We start from the raw sequence: 23,780 nt of genomic DNA on the forward strand, positions 1-23,780 counted from the left end.
GCCTATCGCAGCTCGAACGTCGTCGTCCCGATGCGGACAGGGGTGCCGATGGGAACGTGGGTCGGCTGCGAGACTCGCTTGCCGTTCACGTACGTGCCGTTCGTGGAGTCGAGGTCCTGCACCATCCATGCGTCGTTCCAGAGCAGGAGGCGCGCGTGGTGCGTCGAGCTGTAGTCGTCCTGGATGACGAGGTCGGAGTCGCCTGAGCGGCCGATCGAGAGCGGCTCGCTGCGGAGGGTGAGCTCGGTGCCTCGCTTCGGGCCAGAGGTGATGACGAGCTTGCTCGGCCGCTCAGAGCGTGCGGATGCGCTCGGCACCGGAGTCGACGGGCGCTGGACTGCCTCGGTCGGGTCGCTGGGCGCCTGTGATCGGACGGGAGCCGGTGCCGCCGGGGCAGGCGCGCTGTCGCTGTCTGCCGAAGCGAAGACCTGTTGGCGCGACTTCTCCATGGCCTGCTTGTACGCGGAGGAGCGCGTACCGAAGAGGTCGCTGCGGAGCGAGTAGATGACGGAGAAGACGAAGATCCAGAGCGCCGCGAGGAAAGCGAGGCGGAGGACCAGGAGGGTCAGTTCACTGGTCATGTTCTGCCTCCCTGTCGAGGGAGGTACCCGGTGTCGTCACTCGGGTCGGCCTGGGGGATCACCCGGAACACAATACGGTGACGACCGATCTGGATCGTCGAATCAGGCTCGAGACCCGCCTGCGAGATCGATCGGCCGTTGACCTTCGTGCCATTCGTCGAGCCGAGATCGCGGATGCCCGCGCGCTTGCCGTCCCACACGACTTCCGCATGCTTGCGGGAGGCGCCCGTGTCGGCGATCGTGATGTCAGCCTCCGAGCCTCGACCGATGACGGTCGAGCCGATGCCCACGTGGATGCGCTCCCCATCGACGTCGAGGATCGGCGCCCAGGCGACCTGCCCCTGGACGCTGCGCGAATCGACTTCGATACGCCCCTCGGAGAGCGAGTCATTCTCGAGGAACTTGATGCTGAGCCCGCCGGAGAACTGGTAGCCCTGCTTCGCCGCATGCTGTTCGACGACGCGCATGAGCTCATCCTGGATGCCGGCGATCTGCGAGATGCGCGTGTAGTCGACCTGCGACATCTGCACGTTGAAGCGATTGGGGACGAGCACGCGGTCGCGCGTGACGACCGACGCCCTGGTGTCCATCTCGCGTTTCAGCGCAGCGCTGATCTCGACGGGCTGGAGCCCAGAGCGGAAGGTCTTCGCGAACGCACCGTTGAAGACACGCTCGAGCCCACGCTCAAATCTGTCGAGGATTCCCACTTGACTCCTGGTTCTCAAGGGCACGCCGCAGCCCGCACCGGGTGGCGCGAATCTGTTTCATGCTAACGGCACTGGGCTGGATGTCCGACTTCAGGTGCCTTCCTGTGGGTTGCCAATGGGCGTTCGGTGGCCGGGCCGTTCGGTCCGGGTCGCGATTTTCTGGGGGTCCTCGGGCGTGCATCCACGCGTCGGTTTCGCAGTCGGGGGAAGTGTCTGGTAATCTCTCGGAGGTTGGCGCGAGTGGCGGAATTGGCAGACGCGCACGGTTCAGGTCCGTGTGCCTTCGGGTGTGGGGGTTCAAGTCCCCCCTCGCGCACCAGAGTCCCAGAGCAGGTCACCTGCATCTGGAATACAGAACCCCCGGAACTTCGGTTCCGGGGGTTCTGTCGTTCTCATGGCGACGCGACGCGTCTGCGCTTATGTGCGCTCGCAGGACTTGCTACAGTTGCCGATCTGTCGAGCGTCGCCGCTCGGGTAGGTCGAGGCGGCGACGTCCTCGGTCCGAGGCTTGAAACCTCCAGCACTCGCTTTCTGAGAACCTGGAGGGTTTTCTTGTCTCTTGACGCGTCTTCCGTCACCCGCGCATCCGCGCCACGCACCATCTCCAAGTGGTGGGCACTCGCGGTGCTCGCCCTCACCCAGCTCGTCGTCGTCCTCGACGGCACGATCGTCACGATCGCGCTGCCGCAGGCGCAGCTCGATCTCGGCCTCACCGACGTGCAGCGCCAGTGGGTCGTCACGGCCTACGCGCTCGTCTTCGGGGCGCTCCTCCTCCTTGGCGGCCGCATCGCCGACTACTGGGGGCGCAAGCGCGCCTTCCTCGTCGGCATGATCGGCTTCGGCGCCGCCTCCGTCTACGGCGGCTTCGCGCAGAACGCCTTCGACCTCATCCTGGCTCGCGGCCTGCAGGGGCTGTTCGCCGCACTCCTCGCTCCAGCCGCGCTCGCCCTGCTCACGGTCAGCTTCCCGTCAGGCAAAGACCGAACCACCGCATTTGCGGTCTTCGGCGCCATCGGCGGAAGCGGCGCAGCGGTCGGACTCGTCCTCGGCGGGGCGCTCACCGAGTTCGCCAGCTGGCGCTGGTGCCTGCTGGTCAACGTCTTCTTCGTCATCGCCGGTGTCATCGGCGCGCTCATCGTGCTCAAGGAGAGCAAGGCAGAGGGCGACAACACCTACGACCTGTGGGGCACGCTCACCGTGTCACTCGGCCTCGGCTCGCTCGTCTACGGGTTCAGCCTCGCGGAAGAGGGCTGGGGTTCGCTCGGCACCATCGGCTTCCTCGCGCTCGGGGTCGTGCTGCTCGCCGCCTTCGTCTGGATCGAGACTCGGGTCGCCCAGCCGCTGCTCCCGCTCCGGGTCGTGCTCGACCGGGTGCGCGGCGGAGCGTTCCTGATCCAGGCTGTCATCGGCAGCGTGCTCATCGGGGCGACCATGTACCTCGCACTGCACCTGCAGATCGTCATGGGCATGGAGCCGCTCGTCGCCGGTCTCGCCAACGTCGCCATGACGGTGGTCATCCTCGCGTGCGTTCCCGTCTGCGCACGCCTGCTCCCGAAGTTCGGCCCGCGTCCGTTCATGATCGTCGGCCCGATCATCGTCGCCGGCGGACTCCTGCTGCTCTCCGGCGTGACCGTCGACGGCGGCTACGTCACGCACATCCTGCCCGGACTCGTGCTGCTCGGCATCGGCCTCGCCATGATCTTCGTTCCTCTGCAGAACCTCGCACTCACGGGTGTCGAGCCGCACGACGCCGGCGCAGCGGCGGCGACGGTCAACTCCACCATGCAGATCGGCGGGTCGATCGGCCTCTCGGTCTTCACCGTCTTCTACGCGAACGCGGTCGCCGCGGGTCTCGAAGCAGGCGAACCCCAGCTGCAGGCCTTCACGAACGGCTACTCGGCCGTCTTCCTGGCCGCGGCGGGCGCCATGCTCCTCGCAGCGCTCATCGCCGGCTTCATGATCAGGGGCACGAAGGACCGCCCGCTCGTGCACCAGGAGGCCTCGGAGCAGGACGCGCTCGTCTCGATGCACTGAGGCAGCCGAGGCAGCTGCACGGGGCGAGGCCCAGGGGTGTTGCGCTCGCGGCTGACCAACATCAGTGCAATATCCGGCGTTCTGGCGCAGAACACGCGCCCGAGGTAGGAAATTGCACTGAAGTTGGTCAGCCATTCGGCTGAACGCAGGCCTGAGCTGCGTAGCCGGCCGCGGTCACTCGCCGGCGTCGCTCCACCGCTCGAAGCCGTGGCCGCCGACCTCCCGGCCTCCCAGCTGCACAGCGTCGTCGCCGAGGTTCACCGCGAGCCTCGCGAGTTCACCGTCGTCGCCCTCGGCGACGAAGAGCGCCGCCGTGTTCGAGAGGTCCTCCGTGCGGATCCTCGCCGTCGCGAGCCACGGGTGCTGGCGCCGGAACGCGATCGCGTCGCGGTGAGCCTGGGAGTAGGGGTTCTCGGGCCACTGGCTGGGGTCGGCCGGGAACTCCGGACGGATGGCATCGTCCCCACCCGCGCGCTCCTCCTTGACCGCTTCGAGCCCGCGCTCGTCACCCGCGTACACGCTGGGGGTGCCGGGGAAGAAGAAGAGCATGGCGATGGCGGCGGCATGGTTGCGCTCGTCGTCGATGGCACTCGCGATGCGCGTCACATCGTGGTTGCCGAGGAAGGTCATCGGCAGGAAATGCGCCGTGAAGTCGTTATGGCGTTGCAGCGACCAGTCGAGCTCGAAGAGGTTCTGCTCCTGCACGGAAGAGCGCAGCGCCTTCCACAGCTCGTACTGCGTGACCGAGTCGAGCCCCGAGTCGGCGACGTACCCGTCGTAGTCGCCGTGGATGACCTCGCCCACGAACCATGCGTCGGGGAACCGCTCACGCAGCGGGTCGATGGTCGCGCGCCAGAAGAGCGGACTCACGGCGTAGGCGGCGTCGAGTCGCCACCCGTCGGCGCCTCGCTCCAGCCAGTGCGCCATGGCGCCCGAGACGTACTCGATGACCTCGGGATGCTGATGGTTCAGCACGACAAGCGCGTCGTGACCCTCGAACACGTCCACGGCGAGGCCGTCCACCTCGCGCGCATCCGACCCTCTCGCGAACCTGGCAGCCGCGGCGGAATCCGGCCCGGCCTCGACCGCCTCGCGCCACCAGGGGTGGTCGCGGCCCACGTGATTGAAGACGCCGTCGAGGAGCACGCGGATGCCGCGTTCGCGGCAGGCGGCGATGAGCGCGTCGAAGTCGGCGTCGTCGCCGAGCCGAGGGTCGATGCGCAGGTGGTCGACCGTGTCGTAGCCGTGGGTCTGCGATGCGAAGACGGGACCGAGGAGCAGGCCGTTGAGCCCGAGGCCGACAAGCTCGTCGAGCCAGGCGGTGATGCGGTCGAGGCGATGCTCAACGGATCCAGGCAGATCACCGCCGGTCGTGTCCGCGCCCACGAACCCGAGTGGGTACACATGCCACCAGAGAGCGGTCTGCGGCCAGGGCTGAGGAGCTGAGGTCATCTCCCCAGGCTAGTGACGCGGGCTGAGAGCGCCGGATCCGAGTCGGCGTGAAAGACTGCCATTCGTCCTTCCCCTGACAGCACCGAGGAGTCCCCACCGATGTCGATCACCCCGCGCTCAGGCTCCTCCTACTTCCTCTCCCACGGCGGATACGAGGCGTCGATCTCCAGCATCGGGGCGACACTGCGCGAGCTCACGCACCACGGCAGGCACCTCGTGCACGGCTTCGACATGGACGAAGTGCGGCCGGCGTACAAGGGGGCGACGCTCGCACCGTGGCCGAACCGCATCATCGACGGCCGCTACCGCATCGACGGCCAGGAGTTGCAGCTCCCGCTCTCCGAGCCGAAGCGCGGGCACGCGCTCCACGGGCTCGCCCTCTGGCTCGACTTCCAGCCGGAAGACGTCGGCACCGACTTCGTGCTCCTCGCCGCCACGATCGAGCCGCAGACCGGCTACCCGTTCCGCGTCGAGGTCCGCACGAGGTACCAGCTCGGCGAGGACGGCCTCACGACCACCATCGAGCTGCGCAACGTGGGCGCCGGAACCGCCCCGGCTGGCGCATCCACCCACTCCTACCTCGTCGCAGGCGAAGGGCAGATCGACGACTGGACTCTGCAGTCGCCGGCGCAGAAGCTCATGCACGCGCACGGCGCGCGCCTGCTCCCCGGCTCCGTCGTCTCCGTCGAGGAAGTCGCCGGGGCGTTCGACTACCGCGAGGCGCGACGCATCGGCGAGATGGAGATCGACCACGCCTTCACCGACGTCTTCGGCGACAGCACCACCGCCACGGTGACCCTCACCACCGCTGACGGCACGGGGGTCGGCATGACCTGGGGCACGGATGCGCCGTGGGTGCAGGTCTTCACGAGCGACCAGCCCGGCATCGACTGGGACCGCAAGGCCGTCGCGGTCGAGCCCATGACCTGTGCGCCAGACGCCTTCAACTCGGGCCTCGACCTCGCCTGGCTCGAACCAGGCGAGAAGCTCGAGACGTCGCAGCGGATCTTCGCGATCTAGAGAGCCCCGAGGAACGCCAGCGTCAGGACGCTAGAGCGTCACGACCCCGATCGACGCGATGAGAGCGTGGTCCTGCTCGAGGTGGGGGAGCATCGCCGCACCGTCGAGCGGGTGGCTCTCGCCCACCGCCACGCGAGCCTGAGGGACGCGCTCGAGCAGCGAGCTGCGGAACGCCGCCGCCACGTGCGGCGACGAGAACACGTTGCCGATCGCGCGGACCTGCACCTCGTCACGCGACCCCGGCAGGCCGACGCGCGCGAGCCCGGCAGCGACCGAGGCCGCGAGCTGCGAGCCAGCAGCCGCGAGGATCTCGGCGGCGACCGCATCCGTCTCCGCGAGGTCGCCCACCGACCTCGCGAACGAGGCGATGTGCCGCACCTTCCCCTCGTTGGTCTGCAGCGACACGTACATGCTGGGGAGATCAGGGTGGTGAGCCAGCACGACCTCGGTCAGTGCCGTCTCGGGGCCGCGACCGTCGAACGCGCGCATGACCGCATCCAGTGCCGCACGGCCGATCCAGTAGCCGGAGCCGGCATCACCGACGAGGTAGCCCCAGCCATCCACCTGCGCGAGCCGCTCTTCCCCAACGGCCAGCGTGACCACGCCGGTGCCAGCCGCCACGACCGCGCCCAGCTCAGAACCGAGCGCCCCAAGGAACGCCGAGATCGAGTCGTGCGCGATGAACACCCTCGCGACCCCGAACGGCTCCACCAGCAGGGCGAGCTCATCCGCGACGGTCTGCGCGTGCGTCACACCGGACACGCCGCCAGACACCGTCACGCCCGTCAGGCCGGACTCCCGCAGCGACTGCTCGACGACGCTGGCGAGCTGCGGCGCCAGCGGCAGGTCGGTGCGGATCGCGGCGAAGGAGCGCACCTCGCCCGCGTCGATCTGCGAGCGGATGCCGCTCTGACCGGCATCGATGGCAAGAACGGGCGCTGGGGAGAACGTCGTCGTCATGTACCGAATCGTATTGCAGTCAGGCGACAACGCCCTCCCACTCCGGGGAGAGGTGCCCGAGCCGGAAGCACGCCAAGAGTCTTAGGGTGATGGCATGACGACACCGAGCCAGTGGAACGGGCAGCAGCGACCGGACGGCCAGCCGAACTCGCCGCAGAACTTCGCGGCGAATGCCGGGCAGGGCACCCCCGACTATGGAACGCCGCCAAGCGGCCCACCTTCCGCCTACAACGGGTTCGGCCAGGCGGCTCAGGGGCAGCAGCAGGCGTACGGGCAGCAAGCCCAACAGCCCGCCGGCTACCAGCAGCCGGCAGGCGGGGAGTACCAGCAGCCGGGCGCCTACCAGGAGCCAGGGGCCTACTCGCAGCCCGGGGACTACTCGCAGCCCGGGAACACCCCACCGCGTCGGGTGCTCACCTTCTCGACGCTCCGCGAAGAGCTCTCATTCGCGACCAATCGCTTCGGCATGATCTCCCTCGCGAGTGCGCTCGGCGGGTGGCTCCTCACGACTCTGCTCTCCTTCATCATGAGCGCCGTCGCGCGGACCGGGAGCTTTGAGATCTACGCAGTCCTGAACCCGGTGCTGACCATCCTGCAGATCCTGAGCGCGGCCGCAGCCATCGTCTTCGGAGTGCTCGCGTTGCGTGCCAGCGGATGGCGCAACATGCCAGCTTCGGTGGGCTCCGTCCTGGGTGTCGTCATGATCGTCCCAGCGATCTTCTACTTCCTCTTCGGGCTGATTCCGTACTCCTACTGATCAGCATCCGGGCAAGTTCTTGTAGGGGTCCGCAGAAGGACAGCGCGTTTCGTCGTACTAAGCTCACACCTTGGCTGCGGAAAACGCGGCCGTGCGTGGTCGAGCCGGCCCGTGCATCCAGTCGATGAATGAGGCGAGAGTTCTGAACGTTCCAGCGAGCCCCCACCCCAAGTCAACAGCCGGTCACGTCGTGCCGCCGGCGGATGCCAGGTCCTGGCTGCTCGTCCCGGCATCCAGGCCGGAAGCGTTCGATGCCGCAGCGGAGTCCCGCGCCGACGTCGTCATCCTCGACATCGAAGATGCCGTCGACCCGAAGCACAAGGCCGCCGCACGCGCCGATGTCATCTCCTGGCTCAAGGCCGGCAACTCCGCCTGGGTTCGCATCAACGACACCCTCTCCGACTTCTGGGCCGACGACGTCGACGAGCTCGCGGGCGTCCCCGGACTCCTCGGGGTCGTGCTCGCCAAGACCGAGCAGGCCGAGCAGGTCGTCAACACGTACCAGCGCCTCGGCGCGCGCATTCCCGTCGTGCCGCTCATCGAATCGGCACTCGGACTCGAGGAAGCCACGAACATCGCCCGCGCCGACGGTGCCTTCCGCCTTGCCTTCGGCAGCGGTGACTTCCGTCGCGACACCGGCATGTGGGCGACCCGCGAGGCCATGGCCTACGCCCGCTCGCGCCTCACCGTCTCGTCCAAGGCGGCAGGCCTGCCCGGCCCCGTCGACGGACCGACCACCGATGAGAGCCTCCGCGTCCTGCGCAACGAGTCCGAGTGGACGCTCGAGCACGGCATGACCGGCAAGCTCTGCCTCCGCCTCGAGCAGACCGCCGTCGTCAACGAGGTCATCTGCCCGCAGACGAGCGACATCCTCTGGGCCCGCGAGTTCCTCGCGGACTTCGACGCTGCTGGCGGCGTCGTCCGTGACGGCAGCGACCTGCCCCGCCTCGGCCGCGCGCGCAAGATCCTGCGCCTCGCCGAGGCCTTCGGCATCACCGTCGAGGTCTAGTCGCACCCGACCGACAGCTCGACCGAAGGCCTGCGGGCCGCCTGCCCCTCGTTCGCCGGTGGGGTGGCGGCCCGTTCGCTGTTCCCAGGAGAGTGTGGATGCGCGCTCGCTAGAGTCGGCACGTCAGATTCCCGAGCGAGGAGCAATCTTGGTCACCACTCTCAGCGTCGGCGACAGCGCCCCCGACTTTGCGCTCACCGACCAGCACGGCGAGATCATCCGGCTCAGTGACCTCACCGGGTCGCCCGTCGTCGTCTACTTCTACCCGAAGGCGGGCACGACCAAGTGCACGCAGCAGGCGTGCGACTTCCGTGACAACTTCGACGCCCTGAGCGGCGCTGGCGTCACCGTGCTCGGCATCTCACTGGACCAGCCGCGAGAACTCGCGATCTTCGGCGAGGAGCAGCAGGTTCCGTACTCGCTGCTCAGCGATTCCGGGGCGACCGCGATGGAGTGGGGCGCGTGGGGCGAGCGTCCCGTCGCCGGCATCGCGGGCACCGGCGTGATCCGCTCGAGCTTCATCGTCGACGCAGCGGGCAAGCTGTCGTACGTGGCCTACGACGTCGACCCCGATGGGCACGTGCAGGCGCTTCGCTCGCAGCTCGGCGTCTGACGACGGAGGACGACACAGCGGGGCAACCAGCCGTAACGGTCGGTCACGCCGCGCGGGGGTGGCCCTCGCGTGCGTGACAATCGGAGACACATCCACCGTCTCGAGGACCACATGACCGACACCGCCATCGCCTCCACCTCTGTGCTCGACAACCCCGCCTGGCACTCGCTGACCGGCGCGCACGCGCACCTCGCGATCGGCGGCGACCTCGTCAAGCGATACCCGGCGGACGTGTCGCCGTTCCTCGGCGTGCGCTCCTGGGAGGAGCCGGGCGTGTGGGACGCGATCGCCGAGCTCCTGGGCTCGGGGGCCGAGCTCGCGATCTCGCACGCAGACCCCGAGGTTCCGGCCGGATGGGCGCAGACCTGGCGCGGTGAAGGCGTGCAGCTCGTGCAGACGCCGCGCCTGCAGACCAGTCCGGATGACGAGGTCGTGGAACTCGGCGCCGACGACGCCGACGACATGCTTGCGCTCGTCGAGCGGAATCAGCCAGGGCCGTTCCTCCCGCGCACGTACGTGATGGGGCGCTACATCGGCATCCGCCGCGACGGGAAGCTCGTCGCCATGGCGGGTGAGCGGCTCCACCCGGCTGGATGGACTGAGATCAGCGCCGTCGCCACGGACGCCGACTACCGACGCCAGGGCCTCGCCTCCCGCCTCGTGCTCGACGTGGCCTTCCACATCCAGGAACGCGGCGACCAGGCCCTCATGCACGCCGCGGCCAGCAACACGGGCGCCATCACCGCCTACGAGAAGCTCGGCTTCGAGCTGCGCCGCGCCACCCCGTTCACGGGCGTGCGCGTTCCCTGAGCGGCCCTGGGCTGAGCCCTTCGGCCTCGCTACTCGTCGTCGGCAGGCGGGGGTGGGAACGCGCGGCCCTGGGGGAGCGCGATCGCCTCGCTCACCACATGCTCGCGCAGGTATTCGCGCAGGTACGGCGTCGTGAACTGCACACGGCCGTAACCCGCCGGTTCGATGATGCCGGCGTTGATGAGACGCTGCCGGTACACGCCGACGTAGCCTGCCTTCGCGCGCATCCGCTGGCGGATCTCGCTCGAGAGCGATGGACCGTCGTCGCTCGCCATCGCGGCGAGGTAGGTGCGGTCGCCGACGGACAGGGCCGCGAGCGTCGGCTCGTAGATGTACTGGCCCATCGCCTGCCGCGCGAGGCGGACAGCGCGACGCGTGTGCTGAAGGTCGATGCGCTCGGCGCCGCCGGCCTCCTGCCACGACTTCGAGCCGATGAACTGCACGAGGAACGGGTACCCCTGCGTGCCCCGCACGGCGTAGTCGAGCGCCTCGTCGTCGATGCTGCGACCCCCGCCGACGATGGGTTCCGAGAGCGCTCGTGCTGAGGCCTCGTAGCTGAGCTGCCCGAGCTCCTGAACGTGCGCGCGGCGGAGGAACGTGAGCATCCGGTCGCTGCGAAGCTCGTTGATGTTCGGCTTGAGGCCAGCCCCGACGAAGGCCACGTCAAGGCCTTCGCGGAAGGCATGCTGCACCACCGTCGTGATCTCGCGGAGGTCGTCGATGGCACCTCGGTGGATCTCGTCGACCGTGATGAGGACGCCGGTGCCGTTCGGCGCGAGGAGGCCCGTGAGTGCCGTCAGCTGCGATCGCAGATTGGCGACTGGCCTGTGCCGGTCTTCGACGGTCGAGATGAACCCGCCGGAGCTCATCGGCAGCGTGACTCCTGTGATGCGCCGCTTGCTGGCCCGCGGGTCGTGCTCGGCGAGCAACTTCGGGAGGGCCTCGGTGGTGATGCGTTCCGCGAGTCCCTTGGTGGCCGTCTCGGAGATGACGAGCCAGCCGCGCGACACGGCGATGTCCTCGAGCGCGTTGAGCATGACGGTCTTGCCCACCCCGCGCAGACCGGTGACGAGGGTCGCCCGCCCCACCTCCCCGGGAGTGCCGTCGATCGCCGCCTCGAAGGAGGCCAGCATCGCAGACCGCCCGACGAGCAGCGGTGGCGTGACCCCGAAGGACGGCGTGAACGGGTTCGGGGGCGCGGATGCTCCTCCCGCTTGCTTCGGCACCGGACCGCGACTTCCGGTCAGGCCGAGGGCTCGGACGTGCCCGCCTCGACTTCGCCCGCGAACACCTCGCCGTCGATCTCGACCTCGTCGGTGTCGTCGAACCGGATCTCGAGCACGAGCGTGTGGTCGTCACCGCGGGCGATGATCTCGCCGGTGCCGCTCACACCCGCCAGCTCTCCGGTGCCCGAGTCGGGCACGATGTGGAGCAGCCCGCCGCCTGCGGCCGGACGGCCCCTCGCGACCGTGTTCGCGTGCCAGAAGGCGAGCGTGCCCGACTTGCCGGCGATCGTGCCCTCGAAGGCGTCGATCGCGACGTAGGTGCCGGACCCGTGCTTCTCGTTGAAGGCACCCGCGAAGAGCACTTCGCTGCGCCCCTCGATGTCACCCCCCGAGATGGCACGGACGATGAACGCACCCCCGAGCGGGGCTGCGGTCTCGATGCCGACGGCACGGCCGTTCGCATCCCAGGCTTCGATCGTGAAAGAGCTCTCTACGCGCATGCCATGAGGATACGACGCAGCACCGACAAAGCGGCGGGAGCCGCGGGGGTCAGTCGAGAGCGAGGAAGGTGCGAAGCCGCTCGGCCGAATCGGCGACCGCCACGGAGCCCGCTTCCTCACCCAGGCGTCCGTACCCCCAGGACACGTAGACGGCGGGCACGCCGTGCTCCGCTGACCCCTGGACGTCGTAGAAGCGGTCGCCGATCATGAGCACGTTGCTGAGGTCGACGCCCGCGACGTCGAGCCGCCTGAGCGCCTCTTCGATGACGTCGGCCTTCGCCGAGCGCACCTCGTCGTCCGAGGCTCCCGTGATCGTGAGGAACTGGTCGGCGACGCCGTAGCTTTCCAGGATGACCGCCGCGGAGCTCTCCGGCTTGCTCGTCGCCGTCGACTGCGGGATGCCCGCCGCGTGCACGTCGCGGATGACCTGCAGGACACCCGGGTACGGGTCGCCGATGAACGAATCCGACTCGCGGTAGATGGTGCGGTAGCGCTCTGTGGCCTCGATCGGGTCGAGCCCGTAGGCGGCGAACGTCTCGTGGATGGGCGGGCCGACGTGCTTCAGCAGCTCGGCGTCTCCGGGAATCGGGAGGCCGTAGCTGGAGAGCACGGCGCGCAGGCTGTTGAGGATGCCGGGTGCCGAGTCGCTGATGGTGCCGTCGAGGTCCCAGAGGACAGCCGTGTAGGGGGCGATGCCGGTTCCGCGCTCGAGGTCGACCCGTCGCGTTCCCGGCGTCTCTGCCGGCTGGACGACCTCGGTCGACTGGGGTGCGGTGGGGACCGGACCGGTCATTTCAGTGGAGCTTGTGTGCGTCATGTCCGAGCCAGTGTAGTGAGGAGCGCCCGAGCGCAAGGCGACAGACAGCTGAACGGTCGGGGTGGCCCGTCAGAACAGGCGCATGTGGCGTGGGTCGACGCCGCGCATCTCGTCGTAGTCGAGGATGACGCAGCGGAGGCCGCGGTCCTCAGCCAGCGTGCGGGCCTGCGGGGCGATCTCCTGCGCCGCGAACACACCGGAGACGGGGGCGAGCAGCGGGTCGCGATTCATGAGCTCGAGGTAGCGCGTGAGCTGCTCGACGCCGTCGATGCCACCGCGTCGCTTGATCTCCACGGCCACGGATGCGCCGGTCTCGTCACGCGCGAGGATGTCGACGGGACCGATGGCCGTCATGTACTCGCGGCGCACAAGCGCGTGCCCCTCACCGAGCAGTTCGATCTGGTCGGCGAGCAGCTTCTGCAGGTGCGCCTCGACGCCGTCCTTCTCGAGCCCCGGGTCCTTGCCGAGATCGTGCGAATGGTCGCTGAAGACCTCGCCGATCGTGACGAGCAGCTGGTCGCCGGTCTTCGTCTGCGTGACCCGCCAGAGCGCCGTGACGCCGGCGTCGGCCTGGGTCGCATCCGGTGCCTCTTCGACGATCGAACAGGGCGCGCTCATCCAGTTCAACGGCTTGTAGCTGCCCCCGTCGGAGTGCACGAGGAGGCTGCCGTCGGCTTTGCACATGAGCACGCGAGGGGCCATGGGCAGGTGGGCGGTGAGGCGGCCGATGTAATCGACGCTGCAGTTCGCAATGACAAGACGCACCCGTCGAGGGTAATCGTTCGAGACGCGACGGACGGCCGCGCGCGCCGGTGTCCGGCAGGGACCGGAGTGACGGCATCCAGGCGCCGACGGACCAAGAAGCCGGCCGACGCCGAGCCGCGATATCCGGCTTTCCGGCGCTGATACGGTGATGATCGGCAGGCAGCCCTCAGCCTGGGCGGGGAGGTTCATCGTGGCGGATGCAGATCGTGAGACCTGCGATGCGGTCGTCGCGGACCTCCGCCGACTGCGAGCCGAGTCGGGCAGCAGGCCCTTCGCGGAGATCGCCTCGCGCATCCAGGCCAACCGTCGCAGCGCTGGCTCCGATGCGTCGGGTCCAGCCCGGACCACGGTGTTCGAGGCCTTCCGACCCGGCAGATCTCGGCTCGACGCGCGACTCATCGGCGAGATCGTGGAAGTGCTGGGTGCCCCGCCAGCGACGATCCCCGAGTGGGTCGCCAGGGCTGGCAGCGCCATCCCGTCGGCACACGCCGAACTGGCGGTGCAGGGGACGAGAGCGGAGGGTTCGGATGCCGTCCCGGCCGAGGCCGAGGAGTCCCAGCCGGCAGGCGAGCAGCTGAGCGGACGGCCCCTGGCCGTGGGCACCGCACCTGGCACGCAGACCTCCAGCGACGCGCGCACGCGCCGACAGCTCGGGCCGCGGCAGATCATCCTCGTCATCTCGGCGAGCATCCTGCTGAACCTCGCCGGCCATCTCATCGTCAACTTCCTGCGCCTGCCCCTGTTCTTCGACATGATCGGGACAGCGGTCACGGCCATCGTCGTCGGCCCGTGGGCTGGCGTGGTCGTCGCGATCGTCACCAACACCGGCGGTGTGTGGCTCAGCGGACCCCACTCGATCTGGTTCTCGCTCGTGAACCTCGTCGGCGCTCTCGTCTGGGGTTACGGGGCGCGCCGCTTCGGCATGGCGTCGACGCTCCCTCGCTACTTCATCCTGACGATCCTCGTCGCACTGTCGTGCTCTGCGGTCGCGGTTCCGATCCTGCTCAGCCTCTTCCACGGCGGAGTGGGCCATGCCGGGGAGAGCATCGTCTGGACGCTGCAGATGCTGGGGCAGCCCCAGGGCCTCGCCGTGCTGGGGTCGAACCTCGTCAACTCGCTGGCCGACAAGCTCATCACGGGATTCGTCGCACTCGTCGCCGTCTCGTCGATCGCTGCACGGTGGGTGATCCCCGGGATCGGCGACCGATTGCGCCGACCGCTCGCAGACGCGCCGGAGGGCGCGGCCTAGCTCTTCGCTCCCGACAGGGCGAGCACCCCGCCGAGCCCGATCATCATGGCCCCGCCCGTTGCGGACATGCCCGAGATGCGCTTCGGCGACTTCGCGAACCACGCGCGGGCCGTTCCGGCGGTGAGCGCCCACGTGCCGTCGAAGATGAGGGCGAGCAGCAGGAAGCAGAGGCCGAGCTCGAGGAGCTGCGTCCAGGCCGGACCGGCGCCCGGCGACACGAACTGCGGCAGCACCGCCACGAAGAACGCGATCGTCTTGGGGTTCGTGCTGCCGACGATGAAGCCCTGCCGGAGGAGCCTGACGGCGCTCGCGGGTCGGGGAGCCTCCGCGGTCAGATGCGCGTTGCGGTTCCGGATCGCCTGCACACCGAGCCACACGAGGTAGACGGCGCCGACGATCTTGATGATCGTGAACGCGAGCACCGACGACGCGACAAGCGCCCCCACGCCGAGGGCCACGGCAAGGACCGCCGGGATCATGCCGATCGCGTTGCCGACCACGCTCAGCACGCCCGCACGGCGACCGAGCGCGATCGACCTCCCGATGACGAAGAGCACGCTCGGTCCCGGGATCAGGATGAGCAGCACCGACGCGACAGCGAAGGCGAGCAGGCTTTCGAACGGGACCATGACGCGAACCTAGCGCCCGTCGCAGCGGCGCGCGAGCACTTCTCGCGCTGTGGGCAGGAGAAGTTACCTGGCCGCCCCTGGCACCAGCCACTTCGTTCCGCGCTCGCGGGCGCCCAGCACAAGGGCGCGTGCGCCCATCGTGCCGACGGCGTAGGACGCCCAGAGCAGTCCGAGCCCCGCGGCTCCCTGCATCCCGAGCGGCAGCACGATCGCGACCCCTGCGACGAGCACGAGCAGCGGAGGGATGCCGGCGAGGGCGAGATAGCGCACGTCGCCAGCCCCGATGAGGATGCCGTCGAGCACGTAGACGAATCCGGCGATCGGCGTGCCGGCGGCGAGGATGAGGAGCCCGATGGGCAGGAGCGCCAAGACCGCCGGGTCGCTCGTGAACACGTACCCGAGCACCCACGCGAGGGCCGCGAAGACGACCGCGAGGATCACGCCGAACCAGAAGCCCCACTGCTTGAGGCGGCGAGAGATCGCCGTCACCTTCTTGATCTCGCCCGCGCCCAGCGCGTGGCCGACCATGGCCTGGCCGGCGATCGCCAGCGCGTCGAGGGTGAACGCGATGAGGCTGTTGATCGAGAGCAGGATCTGCAGTGACGCGAGCTCCGCCACCCCCTGCTGGCCGGCTGCCCAGACCAGCACCACGAGCGACGCGCGCAGCGTGAGGGTGCGGAGCACCATGAACGCGTTGGCCGAGAACACGATGCGCGGGTCGCCGATGCCGGGCCGCAGAGAGACGCCGAGCTCCCGGCCCGCCCGGATCGCGATGACGATGTAGACGATGGCCATGCCCCACTGCGCGATGACCGTGCCGATCGCCGAGCCTGCGATGCCCCAGCCGAAGCCGTAGATGAAGACCGCGTTGAGCGCCGCGTTGACGGCGAAGCCTGCGATGGCGACGACGAGCGGCACCTTCGTGTTCTGCAGCCCGCGCAGAAGGCCCATGGCGGCGATCACGAGCAGCATCGCCGGGAGGCCCCACAGGCTGAGCGACAGGTAGGTGTTCGCCGCCTCGATGACGCCGGGGTCGCTCGTGAAGACGCCGACGAGGGGCGCGCTCAGCGGCAGGCCGACCACCAGGAGCACGAGGCCGCAGAAGGCTGCGAGCCACATCCCCTCGATGCCGGCGCGGATCGCCCCCGGCCGGTCGCCTGAGCCGAGCAGACGAGCCACGACGGGAGTCGTCGTATAGGCGAGGAAGACCATGATGCCGACGACCGTGTGCAGGATCGTCGCGGCGACGCCGAGGCCGGCGAGGGCGGTGTCACCCAGGTGGCCGACGAGGGCCGTATCGGTGAGGAGGAAGAGCGGCTCCGCGACGAGTGCTCCGAACGCGGGCACTGCGAGCGTCAGGATGCTCCGGTCGAGGGTGCGAGCGTCGGTGCGGTCACGCGGGGAGGGGCCGTCGGATGCGCGCACCAGGTCATTGTCGCAGAGCGTCGGCAAGCCGACCGCGCTACCTGTTCGCCCTGAGATGATCCCAGCGTCAGTGTCGGTGGTGTGTCCTAGCCTGAGAGGCATGTCACAGACGGACGACCTCGCCTCCACCGCTCCCGCATCCGAGCAGCTCCCCTCGGGCATCGACCTGGAGGCGCTCGACGCCTCGGTCCGCCCCGCCGACGACCTGTTCCGGCACACCAACGGCAAGTGGATCGCCGCCACGGAAGTGCCCGCGTACCTGCCGGCCTACGGCAGCTTCATCCAGCTGCGCGAAGACGCCGAGAAGGCGGTCCTCGACATCCTCGAGAGCGGCAAGGACGCCGAGCCGGGTTCAGAGCTCCGCAAGGCCGCCGACGCCTACGCGGCGTTCATGGATGAGGAGAAGCTCGAGGCCCTCGGCTTCGACCCGGTCCGCCCCGACATCGACCGCGCCCTCGCCGCCTCCTCGATCAACGAGTTCCTCGCCGTGCTCGGCGACCTCGAGCGCACGGGCCTCGGCTCCTTCGTGTCGGCGTACGTCTACCCCGACCTCAAGTCGCCCGCCGAGTACGCCCTCTACTTCGAGCAGTCCGGCCTCGGCCTGCCGGATGAGAGCTACTACCGCGAGGAGCAGTACGCGGAGATCCGCGAGCAGTACCGGGCGCACATCGCCCGCATGCTCGGCCTCGCCGGTCTCCCCGACGCGGAGGAGCGCGCCGCGCGGGTCTTCGCTCTCGAGACCGAGATCGCGGGGCTCCACTGGGACGTCGTGAAGTCGCGCGAAGCGGAACTCGCCTACAACCCGCGCACCTTCGACGAGCTCAGCGCCGCCTACTCCAACGTCGACTTCGCCGACTGGACGGGCCGCTGGGGTGCACCCGCCGGGGCCCTCGACCGCGTCATCGTGCGTCAGCCCGACTTCTTCGAGGGCGTTGCCGGCCTCCTCACCGAAGATCGCCTCGAGGCCTGGCGCGACTGGCTCGTCTGGGGCATCGCATCCCAGTACTCGGGCATCCTCGCCCCCTCGACCTCCGCAGCCAACTTCGAGTTCTACGGCAAGACCCTCCAGGGCACGCCGGAGCAGCGGGAGCGCTGGAAGCGCGGCACGGGCCACGCCGAAGGCAAGCTGCCGGAGGCCATCGGCAAGGCATATGTCGAGCGGCACTTCTCGCCGACCGCCAAGGCCAAGATGCTCGAACTCGTCGGGTACCTCACCGGCGCGTACCGCGCATCCATCACCGAACTCGAGTGGATGAGCCCGGAGACCCGTCAGCGCGCCCTCGAAAAGCTCGAGAAGTTCGTCACGAAGATCGGCTACCCCGACCGGTGGCGCGACTACTCCGACCTCGAGATCAAGGACGACGACGTCGTCGGCAACTCGCGCCGCGCATCCGTCTACGAGGCCGCCTACGAGTTCGCGAAGCTCGGCACCCCCGTTCGCCGCGATGAGTGGATGATGCCACCGCAGACCGTCAACGCCTACTACTCGCCGGGCGAGAACGAGATCGTCTTCCCAGCCGCCATCCTGCAGCTGCCGTTCTTCGACGAGCACCGTGACCCCGCCGCGAACTTCGGCGCGATCGGTGCCGTCATCGGCCACGAGATCGGGCACGGCTTCGACGACCAGGGCTCGAAGTACGACGGAGACGGCCGCCTCGAGGACTGGTGGACCGCCGACGACCGCGTCGCGTTCGAGCAGCGCACGCGCGCCCTCATCGACCAGTACAACGAGCTCTCCCCGGAGGGCACCGAAGGGCAGAAGGTCAACGGCGAGCTCACGATCGGTGAGAACATCGGCGACCTCGGCGGACTCGGCATCGCCTGGAAGGCGTACCGCGCCTACCGCGCCCACGCTGGCTTCAGCCCAGACGACGAAGACACCATCGACGGCCTCACCGCCGCGCAGCGGTTCTTCCTCAGCTGGGCGCAAGCCTGGCAGCAGAAGGCTCGCCCCGAATACGCCAAGCTGCTGCTCGCCGTCGACCCGCACTCGCCGGCCGAATTCCGCTGCAACCAGATCGTGCGCAACGTGGATGCCTTCTACGACGCGTTCGACGTCACCGAGAACGACGCCCTCTGGCTCGCCCCGGAGGCACGCGTCACCATCTGGTAGCAGGCCCAGGCGGCCCACGCCTCGACAAGGACACCCCTCGTGACGGAGCCGACTCCATCGCGAGGGGTGTCCTCGTCCCAGCGCGTACCTCGCCGACGAGGAGTTACTCGACGCCGTTCGGCGTCCAGATGTCACCGACCTTCGACAGCATGACCAGCGCCCCGGAGCCCAGGTAGGTGGATGCGACAGCATCACCCGCGCACAGGTCCACCGAGTCCGCCGCGTACACCGCCGACGAGGTGATGCGGTCTTCTGCATCACCGAAGAGCAGCGCGAACGAGCCGTCGGCGACGGGAAGCGTGCCATCGGCCAGCTCGAAGTTGCCCGCGTCGATGCCGGTGCTCTCGGCGAGCGTGTCGACCGTGTCAGCAGGGCAGGCGATGACGGCGCCAGTCGCACCGCCTGGCAGGAGCGCCCCGAAATCGAGCGTCCCACCCATCTCGTTCTCCGTCAGCGCGTCCGCAATCGCCGTGCCCGGCGCCTGCATCCCCTCATCAGGCGCGACGTCGCCATCCTGCCCGCCGCCCGCGCATCCGCTGAGCGCCAGCAGCGCAGTCAGGGCAGCGGCGGCAGTGAGCAGTTTCGAACGGTGATCGCGGAGCATTCGCAAGGGTTCCCATCGACGGAGCGTGCACCTGGCGGTCGGCTCGGAACGCTCGCCGCGGGTTCCGACGAGGCGCGGCGCCCGAGCTTGCCAGCGCCCGACGATTGTCCCTCGCGAGTTCGAGGATGAGCGTCAGCCGGTCCGCGTGCCCGTGCATTCGGCGGTCGAGCCGCTGCACCCGTCATCTCGGTCGCCGGCCGCGCTTTCGGGCTGGCAGAGTCACCTCGTTGAGGGAAACTTCCCACAAGACAGAGAGTTCTCCATCCCGAGTCGCGGCCGAGGCCGGTATAGGCATGGCACCGGAATGAAGACCGACGCGAGGACCGGGGCCTCGAGTCCGGGGAGGCCGAAGGGTCGCGGAACGGGTCACCCGAGCCAGGGCGCGGGCAGAGGCTTCGGTGCTAGGACGTGTGGACGGGGCACTCGAGGGCCCCATCGTCTTCCGCGTCGACGACGCGGGGAAGCGGCGTCGGGAGAGCTGGTGCTGCGGGCGTCTTCGGGGCTGCGCGCTCGACGGTTATGCCGAACAGCAGCTCGATGGCGTCGAGGTACTCGTCGCCGCGGCCGGCACGGGCGAGCTCCTTGGCGCGCACTGACGGGCTGTGCAGGAGCGTGTTCGCGAGGCGACGCAGGGCGGCTTCGGCGACCCCGGCATCGTCCTTGCTGGCAACGCGCTCGGTCTCTGCGCGTGCGATGTCGGTGATGTGCGAGCGGAGCGCGGCGATGCCCTCGGCAACGCTCGTCTCGGCCTGCTGCTCGACGAACTCGCTGGCGGCGCGCGAGACGATGCAGCGGGCTTCATCTGCTGCGCCGAGCTCCTCGAGGGGAGCGTGGATGCGGATGGTCTCGAGGTCGAGCACCGAGACGCCGTCGAGGCGCCCGACGGCCGGGTCGACGTTTCGGGGCATGCCGAGGTCGATGATGAGCGTCGACTCGGCGCAGCCGGGCGCGAGGCGGGCTCCGAGCATGAGGTCGTAGTCGATGACCACCGTGTCGGCAGTTGAGCAGGTGACGACGAGGTCGGCGTTCGACAGGTACTCGGGGAGGTTCTCGCGGTCGATGACGAAGACCCCGTCTCGCTCCGCGAACTTGTGGGCGCGGTTCGAGGGGGAGTAGACACCGACGCGCGTGACGCCGCGGTCCTGGAGCGCCTTCAAGGAGGCGGCGGCGTACGAGCCGGTGCCGACCAGCACAACCTGCGCTGTGCTCCAGTCAGCGATCTGAGACGCCGCGAGCTCGAGGGAGAGGCGAACCAGCGAACGGCCGGCGCTCTGCAGCTTCGTGCCCGACTTGATGCCGCGTGACGTGGTGGACGCCGACTGGAAGAGGCGCTCGAGCTGGGAGGTCGACATTCCGGCGGCGCGCGACTCCTCGAGCGCTCGGCGAACCTGGCCGGAGATCTCGCCCTCGCCGACGACGACGGATTCGAGGCCGCTCGAGACTGCGAAGAGGTACTCGGGCACCTGGGTGTCGTGGATGACGGCCATGTTGGCGCGGAGCGTCTCGACCGAGACGTCGAGTGCCGATGCGATGGTCGGCATGAGCTCCGGGGCGACGGGCTTGGCCGTGTCGATGTCGAGGTAGATCTCGAAGCGGTTGCAGGTGGCCAGCACGATGGCTCCGTCGACACCGGGGGCGCCGCGGAGCGCGGACTCTAGTTCGCCGTCCTCGCGGGCCGCGAGCTTTTCAAGAACTGGGAAGCTCGCGGTGCGGTGATTGGCACTCAGACACAGCAACACGATTACTTATTGTAGAAGTTCTTGGCGCATCCGCTTCTGAGCCATACCTTCCCTTAATCTGCTTGCGGTCCGGGAATAGGTCGAGATGCGCGCGGTGGCAGGCTGTGCTCCCCGCTCGAGTGCCGGGTAGAGAATGGTGTGGTGACCGAGACAGCTCCCGCACCCCTGCCACTCAGCGATTCGCACCCCCTCTCTTCCGGCCTCACGGCCGACGCGCCGCTCATCCGGGCTGCACGCGGCGAGCGCCCCGAGACGCTGCCGGTGTGGTTCATGCGGCAGGCGGGGCGTTCGCTGCCGGAGTACCGCGAGCTGCGCACGGGGATCGAGATGCTCGATTCCTGCCTCCGCCCGGAGCTCGCCGCGGAGATCACGCTGCAGCCCGTGCGCAGGCACGGTGTCGACGCGGCGGTCTTCTTCAGCGACATCGTGGTGCCGCTCAAGCTCATCGGCGAGGCCGTCGACATCGTGCCGGGCACGGGCCCGGTCTTCGAGAACCCGGTGCGGACCTCGAAGGAGGCGCACGAGTTCGCGGCCCGCGTTCGGGAGCGCATCAGTCCCGAGCTGTTCGCTCCCATCTCGGAGGCGGTGTCCCTGACGGTCGCGGAACTCGGCGCGACCCCGCTCATCGGCTTCGCGGGCGCCCCGTTCACGGTCGCCGCGTACGTGGTCGAGGGCGGCCCGTCGAAGGACCATCTCCGCACGCGCACCCTCATGCAGGCGGACCCCGAGGCGTGGGCTGACCTCTCCGGCGCGATCGCCGAGCTCTCCGCCGCCTTCCTGGAGGCGCAGGTACGGGCTGGCGCGAGCATAGTGCAGCTGTTCGACTCCTGGGCGGGATCGCTGAGCCGCGACCGGTACCAGAGGTCGATCGCCGCCTCGAGCGGGCTCGCGCTCGAGCGCGTGAGAGCCTTGCGCACGCCCGCCGGTGAGCGTGTTCGCACCATCCACTTCGGCGTCGGCACGGCCGAGCTCCTGCCGGACATGCACGCGATCGGCGCCGACGTCATGGGTGTCGACGACCGCATCACTCTGGATGAGGCGTCGCGTCGCCTGGGCGGCAACGTGCCGCTGCAGGGCAATGTCGACCCAGCCGTGCTCGGCGCGGGTGACGCGGTGCTGCAGGCGCATGTGCGCGACGTGGTCCGACGCGGCAACTCCGCGCCAGCCCACATCCTCAACCTCGGCCACGGGGTCCCGCCTTCGGCCGACCCTGCCGTCCTGACCGGACTCGTGGAGTTCGCGCACTCGCTGCCGAATGGCGGTCGGGTCGAGTGAACCCGCGACACTCGGAGCAGCCCGAACTCCTCGTCGTCGGAGGGGGCATCGCCGGGATGCTCGCCGCGAGGCGAGCCGCGAGCCGCGGCGTCCGGGTGCTTCTGGTCGAGGCCGGAGACCAGCTCGGCGGAATGATCCGCCGTGCCCACCTCGGCGACCTGCCGATCGATATCGGCGCTGAGGCGTTCGCGACGAAGGGTGGCGCCTTCGCGGCGCTCCTCCAGGAGCTCGGGATGCTCGACGACGTCGCCGAGCCGCGCGCGCTCGGATCCTGGGTGGTGACAGACGGCACGGCCGCGCCCATGCCGGCGGGGGGACTTCTCGGGATTCCCGGCGAGGCGTCGCTGCTCGACGCCGAGGCTCGGGCGGCCGTGCACGCGGCGGTCGGAGACGCAGGCATCGCCGAGCTCGAGCGCGATCGGCGGCTCGATCCGGAGATCGGTGCCGACGCGCGCAACCTCGAGGCGCTGGTCCTCGCCCGTATGGGGCCGATCGTGCTGGGACGGCTCGTGGCGCCGGTCACTCGCGGCGTCTACTCGCTCGACCCTTCGGACCTCGACCACCGAGTGCTCGTCCCCGGCCTCGCCGATCGCCTCCTCGAGCACGGCTCGCTCGCAGGCGCCGTCGCCGCGCTGCGCAAGAGCGCGCCCCCGGGTGCTGCCGTGCGCACCGTCACAGGCGGGATGCACCGGGTCGTGGCGCTGCTCGAGCGCGAGCTCGCCGAGCTCGGCGTGGAGGTGCGCCTCGGCACGCGCGTCGTGGCCGTGCGGAAGCACGCGGGGCTGTCTTCCGGCGACGAGTCCTGGAGCGTGGAGCTCGAAGACGGGGCGAGCGTGCTGGTGCAGCGCATTCTGTCGACGGTCGCCGTCCCGACATCGGAGCCGGCGTCACCGGGCGAACGCCCCGTGCCGGCCGAGGTCGTCGCCCTGCTCGTCCGCGCCCCGCAGCTCGATGCCCGACCGCGTGGAACCGGAGTGCTCGTCGGCGACCCGAGCACGAGCATCCGCGCGAAGGCGCTCACCCACGTCACCGCGAAGTGGGCCTGGCAGGAGGCGGCGGCAGGCGCGGGGATGCACGTGCTCCGCCTCTCGTACGGCCCCGAGGTGAGCGGGGGAGCCGAGCCGCTCACCGGTGGACTCGACGACGATCAGCTTCTCGCCCTCGCCTGCGCCGACGCCGGTCGCTTGCTCGGAACCGCCATCGCCGCCGACGATGTCGTGGCCATGGCGAGGCAGGTGTGGCATCTTCCACCTCCTGCGGCACGGCTCGGCCGCGCTGAGACGCTGCGCGGCGCACGCTCGGCGGCGGAGGCGTCGGTCGGTCTCGCGCTCGCGGGCACCTGGATCGACGGCACGGGGCTCGCGAGCGTCGTGCCCGGTGTGCTCCGTGCGGTCGACGGGCTGTTCCCCGCGGACGCACAGGCTTAGCGCGAGTTGAGATGCCGAGCGGGGCTAGGCTTGATTCGTGGCTTCACAGCGCCCGATCGACCGGTCGC

Annotated in this window: 22 protein-coding genes and 1 tRNA gene; 11 read left to right on the plus strand and 12 right to left on the minus strand. The window is 69.3% G+C overall.

From position 1 onward, the window contains the following. Window positions 1-2 precede the first annotated feature (2 nt). Complete coding sequence (locus tag C5B97_RS03765) at window positions 3-581, minus strand: FHA domain-containing protein (RefSeq protein WP_104310810.1); 579 nt, start codon at window positions 579-581, stop codon at window positions 3-5. Further along, window positions 578-1,288: a DUF3662 and FHA domain-containing protein gene (locus C5B97_RS03770; protein ID WP_104254452.1), complete on the minus strand. Its 711-nt coding sequence runs from the start codon at window positions 1,286-1,288 to the stop codon at window positions 578-580. The genes C5B97_RS03765 and C5B97_RS03770 overlap by 4 nt, the downstream gene beginning before the upstream one ends. 234 nt (window positions 1,289-1,522) lie before the next feature. Between C5B97_RS03770 and C5B97_RS03775 the strand changes: the two genes are divergently transcribed. Together C5B97_RS03775 and C5B97_RS03780 are read left to right on the plus strand one after the other, a co-directional pair. Next, a tRNA-Leu gene (locus tag C5B97_RS03775) sits at window positions 1,523-1,607 on the plus strand. Window positions 1,608-1,840: 233 nt separating this feature from the next. Next, window positions 1,841-3,322, plus strand: a complete 1,482-nt coding sequence (locus C5B97_RS03780) for an MFS transporter (protein WP_258067920.1) — start codon at window positions 1,841-1,843, stop codon at window positions 3,320-3,322. Between the two features lie 174 nt (window positions 3,323-3,496). Here the strand turns inward: C5B97_RS03780 and C5B97_RS03785 are convergent, their stop codons facing one another. After that, on the minus strand, window positions 3,497-4,774 hold the full coding sequence (locus C5B97_RS03785) for an alpha-amylase family glycosyl hydrolase (protein ID WP_104310811.1): 1,278 nt from the start codon (window positions 4,772-4,774) through the stop codon (window positions 3,497-3,499). 99 nt (window positions 4,775-4,873) lie between these two features. Between C5B97_RS03785 and C5B97_RS03790 the strand changes: the two genes are divergently transcribed. Further along, window positions 4,874-5,794, plus strand: a complete 921-nt coding sequence (locus C5B97_RS03790) for an aldose 1-epimerase family protein (protein WP_104310812.1) — start codon at window positions 4,874-4,876, stop codon at window positions 5,792-5,794. Window positions 5,795-5,824: 30 nt separating this feature from the next. Here C5B97_RS03790 and C5B97_RS03795 read toward each other — a convergent pair whose 3' ends face one another. Then, window positions 5,825-6,754 (minus strand): N-acetylglucosamine kinase, encoded by a 930-nt coding sequence (locus C5B97_RS03795; protein WP_104310813.1) that lies wholly within the window; start codon window positions 6,752-6,754, stop codon window positions 5,825-5,827. A 94-nt stretch (window positions 6,755-6,848) separates the two neighbouring features. Here C5B97_RS03795 and C5B97_RS03800 point away from each other — a divergent pair, with 94 nt between their 5' ends. From C5B97_RS03800 to C5B97_RS03815, 4 genes are all read left to right on the plus strand, one after another. Then, complete coding sequence (locus tag C5B97_RS03800) at window positions 6,849-7,511, plus strand: hypothetical protein (RefSeq protein ID WP_104310814.1); 663 nt, start codon at window positions 6,849-6,851, stop codon at window positions 7,509-7,511. A gap of 70 nt (window positions 7,512-7,581) precedes the next feature. Then, entirely contained in the window at window positions 7,582-8,520 is a 939-nt protein-coding gene (locus C5B97_RS03805; protein ID WP_244296191.1) for a CoA ester lyase, read from the plus strand. Window positions 8,521-8,668: 148 nt separating this feature from the next. Continuing rightward, the gene (locus tag C5B97_RS03810) at window positions 8,669-9,133 is read left to right on the plus strand and encodes a peroxiredoxin (RefSeq protein ID WP_104310815.1); all 465 of its coding nucleotides are present in this window, start codon (window positions 8,669-8,671) and stop codon (window positions 9,131-9,133) included. A 111-nt stretch (window positions 9,134-9,244) separates the two neighbouring features. Then, on the plus strand, window positions 9,245-9,943 hold the full coding sequence (locus C5B97_RS03815; RefSeq protein ID WP_104310816.1) for a GNAT family N-acetyltransferase: 699 nt from the start codon (window positions 9,245-9,247) through the stop codon (window positions 9,941-9,943). 29 nt (window positions 9,944-9,972) lie between these two features. Here C5B97_RS03815 and C5B97_RS03820 read toward each other — a convergent pair whose 3' ends face one another. The 4 genes from C5B97_RS03820 to nucS all read right to left on the minus strand — a co-directional run bounded on the left by C5B97_RS03820 (window position 9,973) and on the right by nucS (window position 13,251). Beyond that, window positions 9,973-11,169, minus strand: coding sequence for an ATP-binding protein (locus tag C5B97_RS03820; protein ID WP_211891225.1), 1,197 nt, complete (start codon window positions 11,167-11,169; stop codon window positions 9,973-9,975). A 17-nt stretch (window positions 11,170-11,186) separates the two neighbouring features. Next, window positions 11,187-11,669: a DUF3224 domain-containing protein gene (locus C5B97_RS03825; protein WP_104310817.1), complete on the minus strand. Its 483-nt coding sequence runs from the start codon at window positions 11,667-11,669 to the stop codon at window positions 11,187-11,189. A gap of 49 nt (window positions 11,670-11,718) precedes the next feature. Next, the gene (locus C5B97_RS03830) at window positions 11,719-12,486 is read right to left on the minus strand and encodes an HAD hydrolase-like protein (protein ID WP_258067925.1); all 768 of its coding nucleotides are present in this window, start codon (window positions 12,484-12,486) and stop codon (window positions 11,719-11,721) included. A gap of 69 nt (window positions 12,487-12,555) precedes the next feature. After that, window positions 12,556-13,251, minus strand: coding sequence for an endonuclease NucS (gene nucS, locus C5B97_RS03835; RefSeq protein ID WP_104310819.1), 696 nt, complete (start codon window positions 13,249-13,251; stop codon window positions 12,556-12,558). Between the two features lie 190 nt (window positions 13,252-13,441). Here nucS and C5B97_RS03840 point away from each other — a divergent pair, with 190 nt between their 5' ends. Further along, window positions 13,442-14,500 carry an ECF transporter S component gene (locus tag C5B97_RS03840; protein WP_146080710.1) on the plus strand — a complete coding sequence of 353 codons (1,059 nt, stop codon included), beginning with the start codon at window positions 13,442-13,444 and terminating at the stop codon, window positions 14,498-14,500. Here the strand turns inward: C5B97_RS03840 and C5B97_RS03845 are convergent. Both C5B97_RS03845 and C5B97_RS03850 read right to left on the minus strand, forming a co-directional pair. Next, the gene (locus C5B97_RS03845) at window positions 14,497-15,129 is read right to left on the minus strand and encodes a LysE family translocator (protein ID WP_104310821.1); all 633 of its coding nucleotides are present in this window, start codon (window positions 15,127-15,129) and stop codon (window positions 14,497-14,499) included. The two genes, C5B97_RS03840 and C5B97_RS03845, sit on opposite strands and share 4 nt — an antisense overlap. Window positions 15,130-15,192: 63 nt before the next feature. Then, window positions 15,193-16,554, minus strand: a complete 1,362-nt coding sequence (locus C5B97_RS03850) for an MATE family efflux transporter (RefSeq protein ID WP_258067927.1) — start codon at window positions 16,552-16,554, stop codon at window positions 15,193-15,195. 100 nt (window positions 16,555-16,654) lie between these two features. On the opposite strand from C5B97_RS03850, the gene C5B97_RS03855 reads away from it, so the two are divergent. Further along, entirely contained in the window at window positions 16,655-18,667 is a 2,013-nt protein-coding gene (locus C5B97_RS03855; RefSeq protein ID WP_104310823.1) for a M13 family metallopeptidase, read from the plus strand. 103 nt (window positions 18,668-18,770) lie between these two features. Here the strand turns inward: C5B97_RS03855 and C5B97_RS03860 are convergent, their stop codons facing one another. Next, a complete protein-coding gene (locus C5B97_RS03860; RefSeq protein ID WP_104310824.1) occupies window positions 18,771-19,271 on the minus strand; it encodes a hypothetical protein in 501 nt (166 codons plus the stop codon). 401 nt (window positions 19,272-19,672) lie between these two features. Further along, entirely contained in the window at window positions 19,673-21,010 is a 1,338-nt protein-coding gene (locus tag C5B97_RS03865) for a glutamyl-tRNA reductase (RefSeq protein ID WP_104310825.1), read from the minus strand. A gap of 141 nt (window positions 21,011-21,151) precedes the next feature. Here C5B97_RS03865 and hemE point away from each other — a divergent pair, with 141 nt between their 5' ends. Both hemE and C5B97_RS03875 read left to right on the plus strand, forming a co-directional pair. Beyond that, entirely contained in the window at window positions 21,152-22,285 is a 1,134-nt protein-coding gene (gene hemE, locus C5B97_RS03870) for a uroporphyrinogen decarboxylase (protein WP_179555448.1), read from the plus strand. Next, complete coding sequence (locus C5B97_RS03875) at window positions 22,282-23,712, plus strand: NAD(P)/FAD-dependent oxidoreductase (RefSeq protein ID WP_104310826.1); 1,431 nt, start codon at window positions 22,282-22,284, stop codon at window positions 23,710-23,712. The genes hemE and C5B97_RS03875 overlap by 4 nt, the downstream gene beginning before the upstream one ends. Window positions 23,713-23,780 lie beyond the last annotated feature (68 nt).

The sequence above is a fragment of the Pseudoclavibacter sp. RFBB5 genome, assembly GCF_002931555.1.
In the GTDB taxonomy this organism is placed as follows: Bacteria; Actinomycetota; Actinomycetes; order Actinomycetales; family Microbacteriaceae; genus Pseudoclavibacter.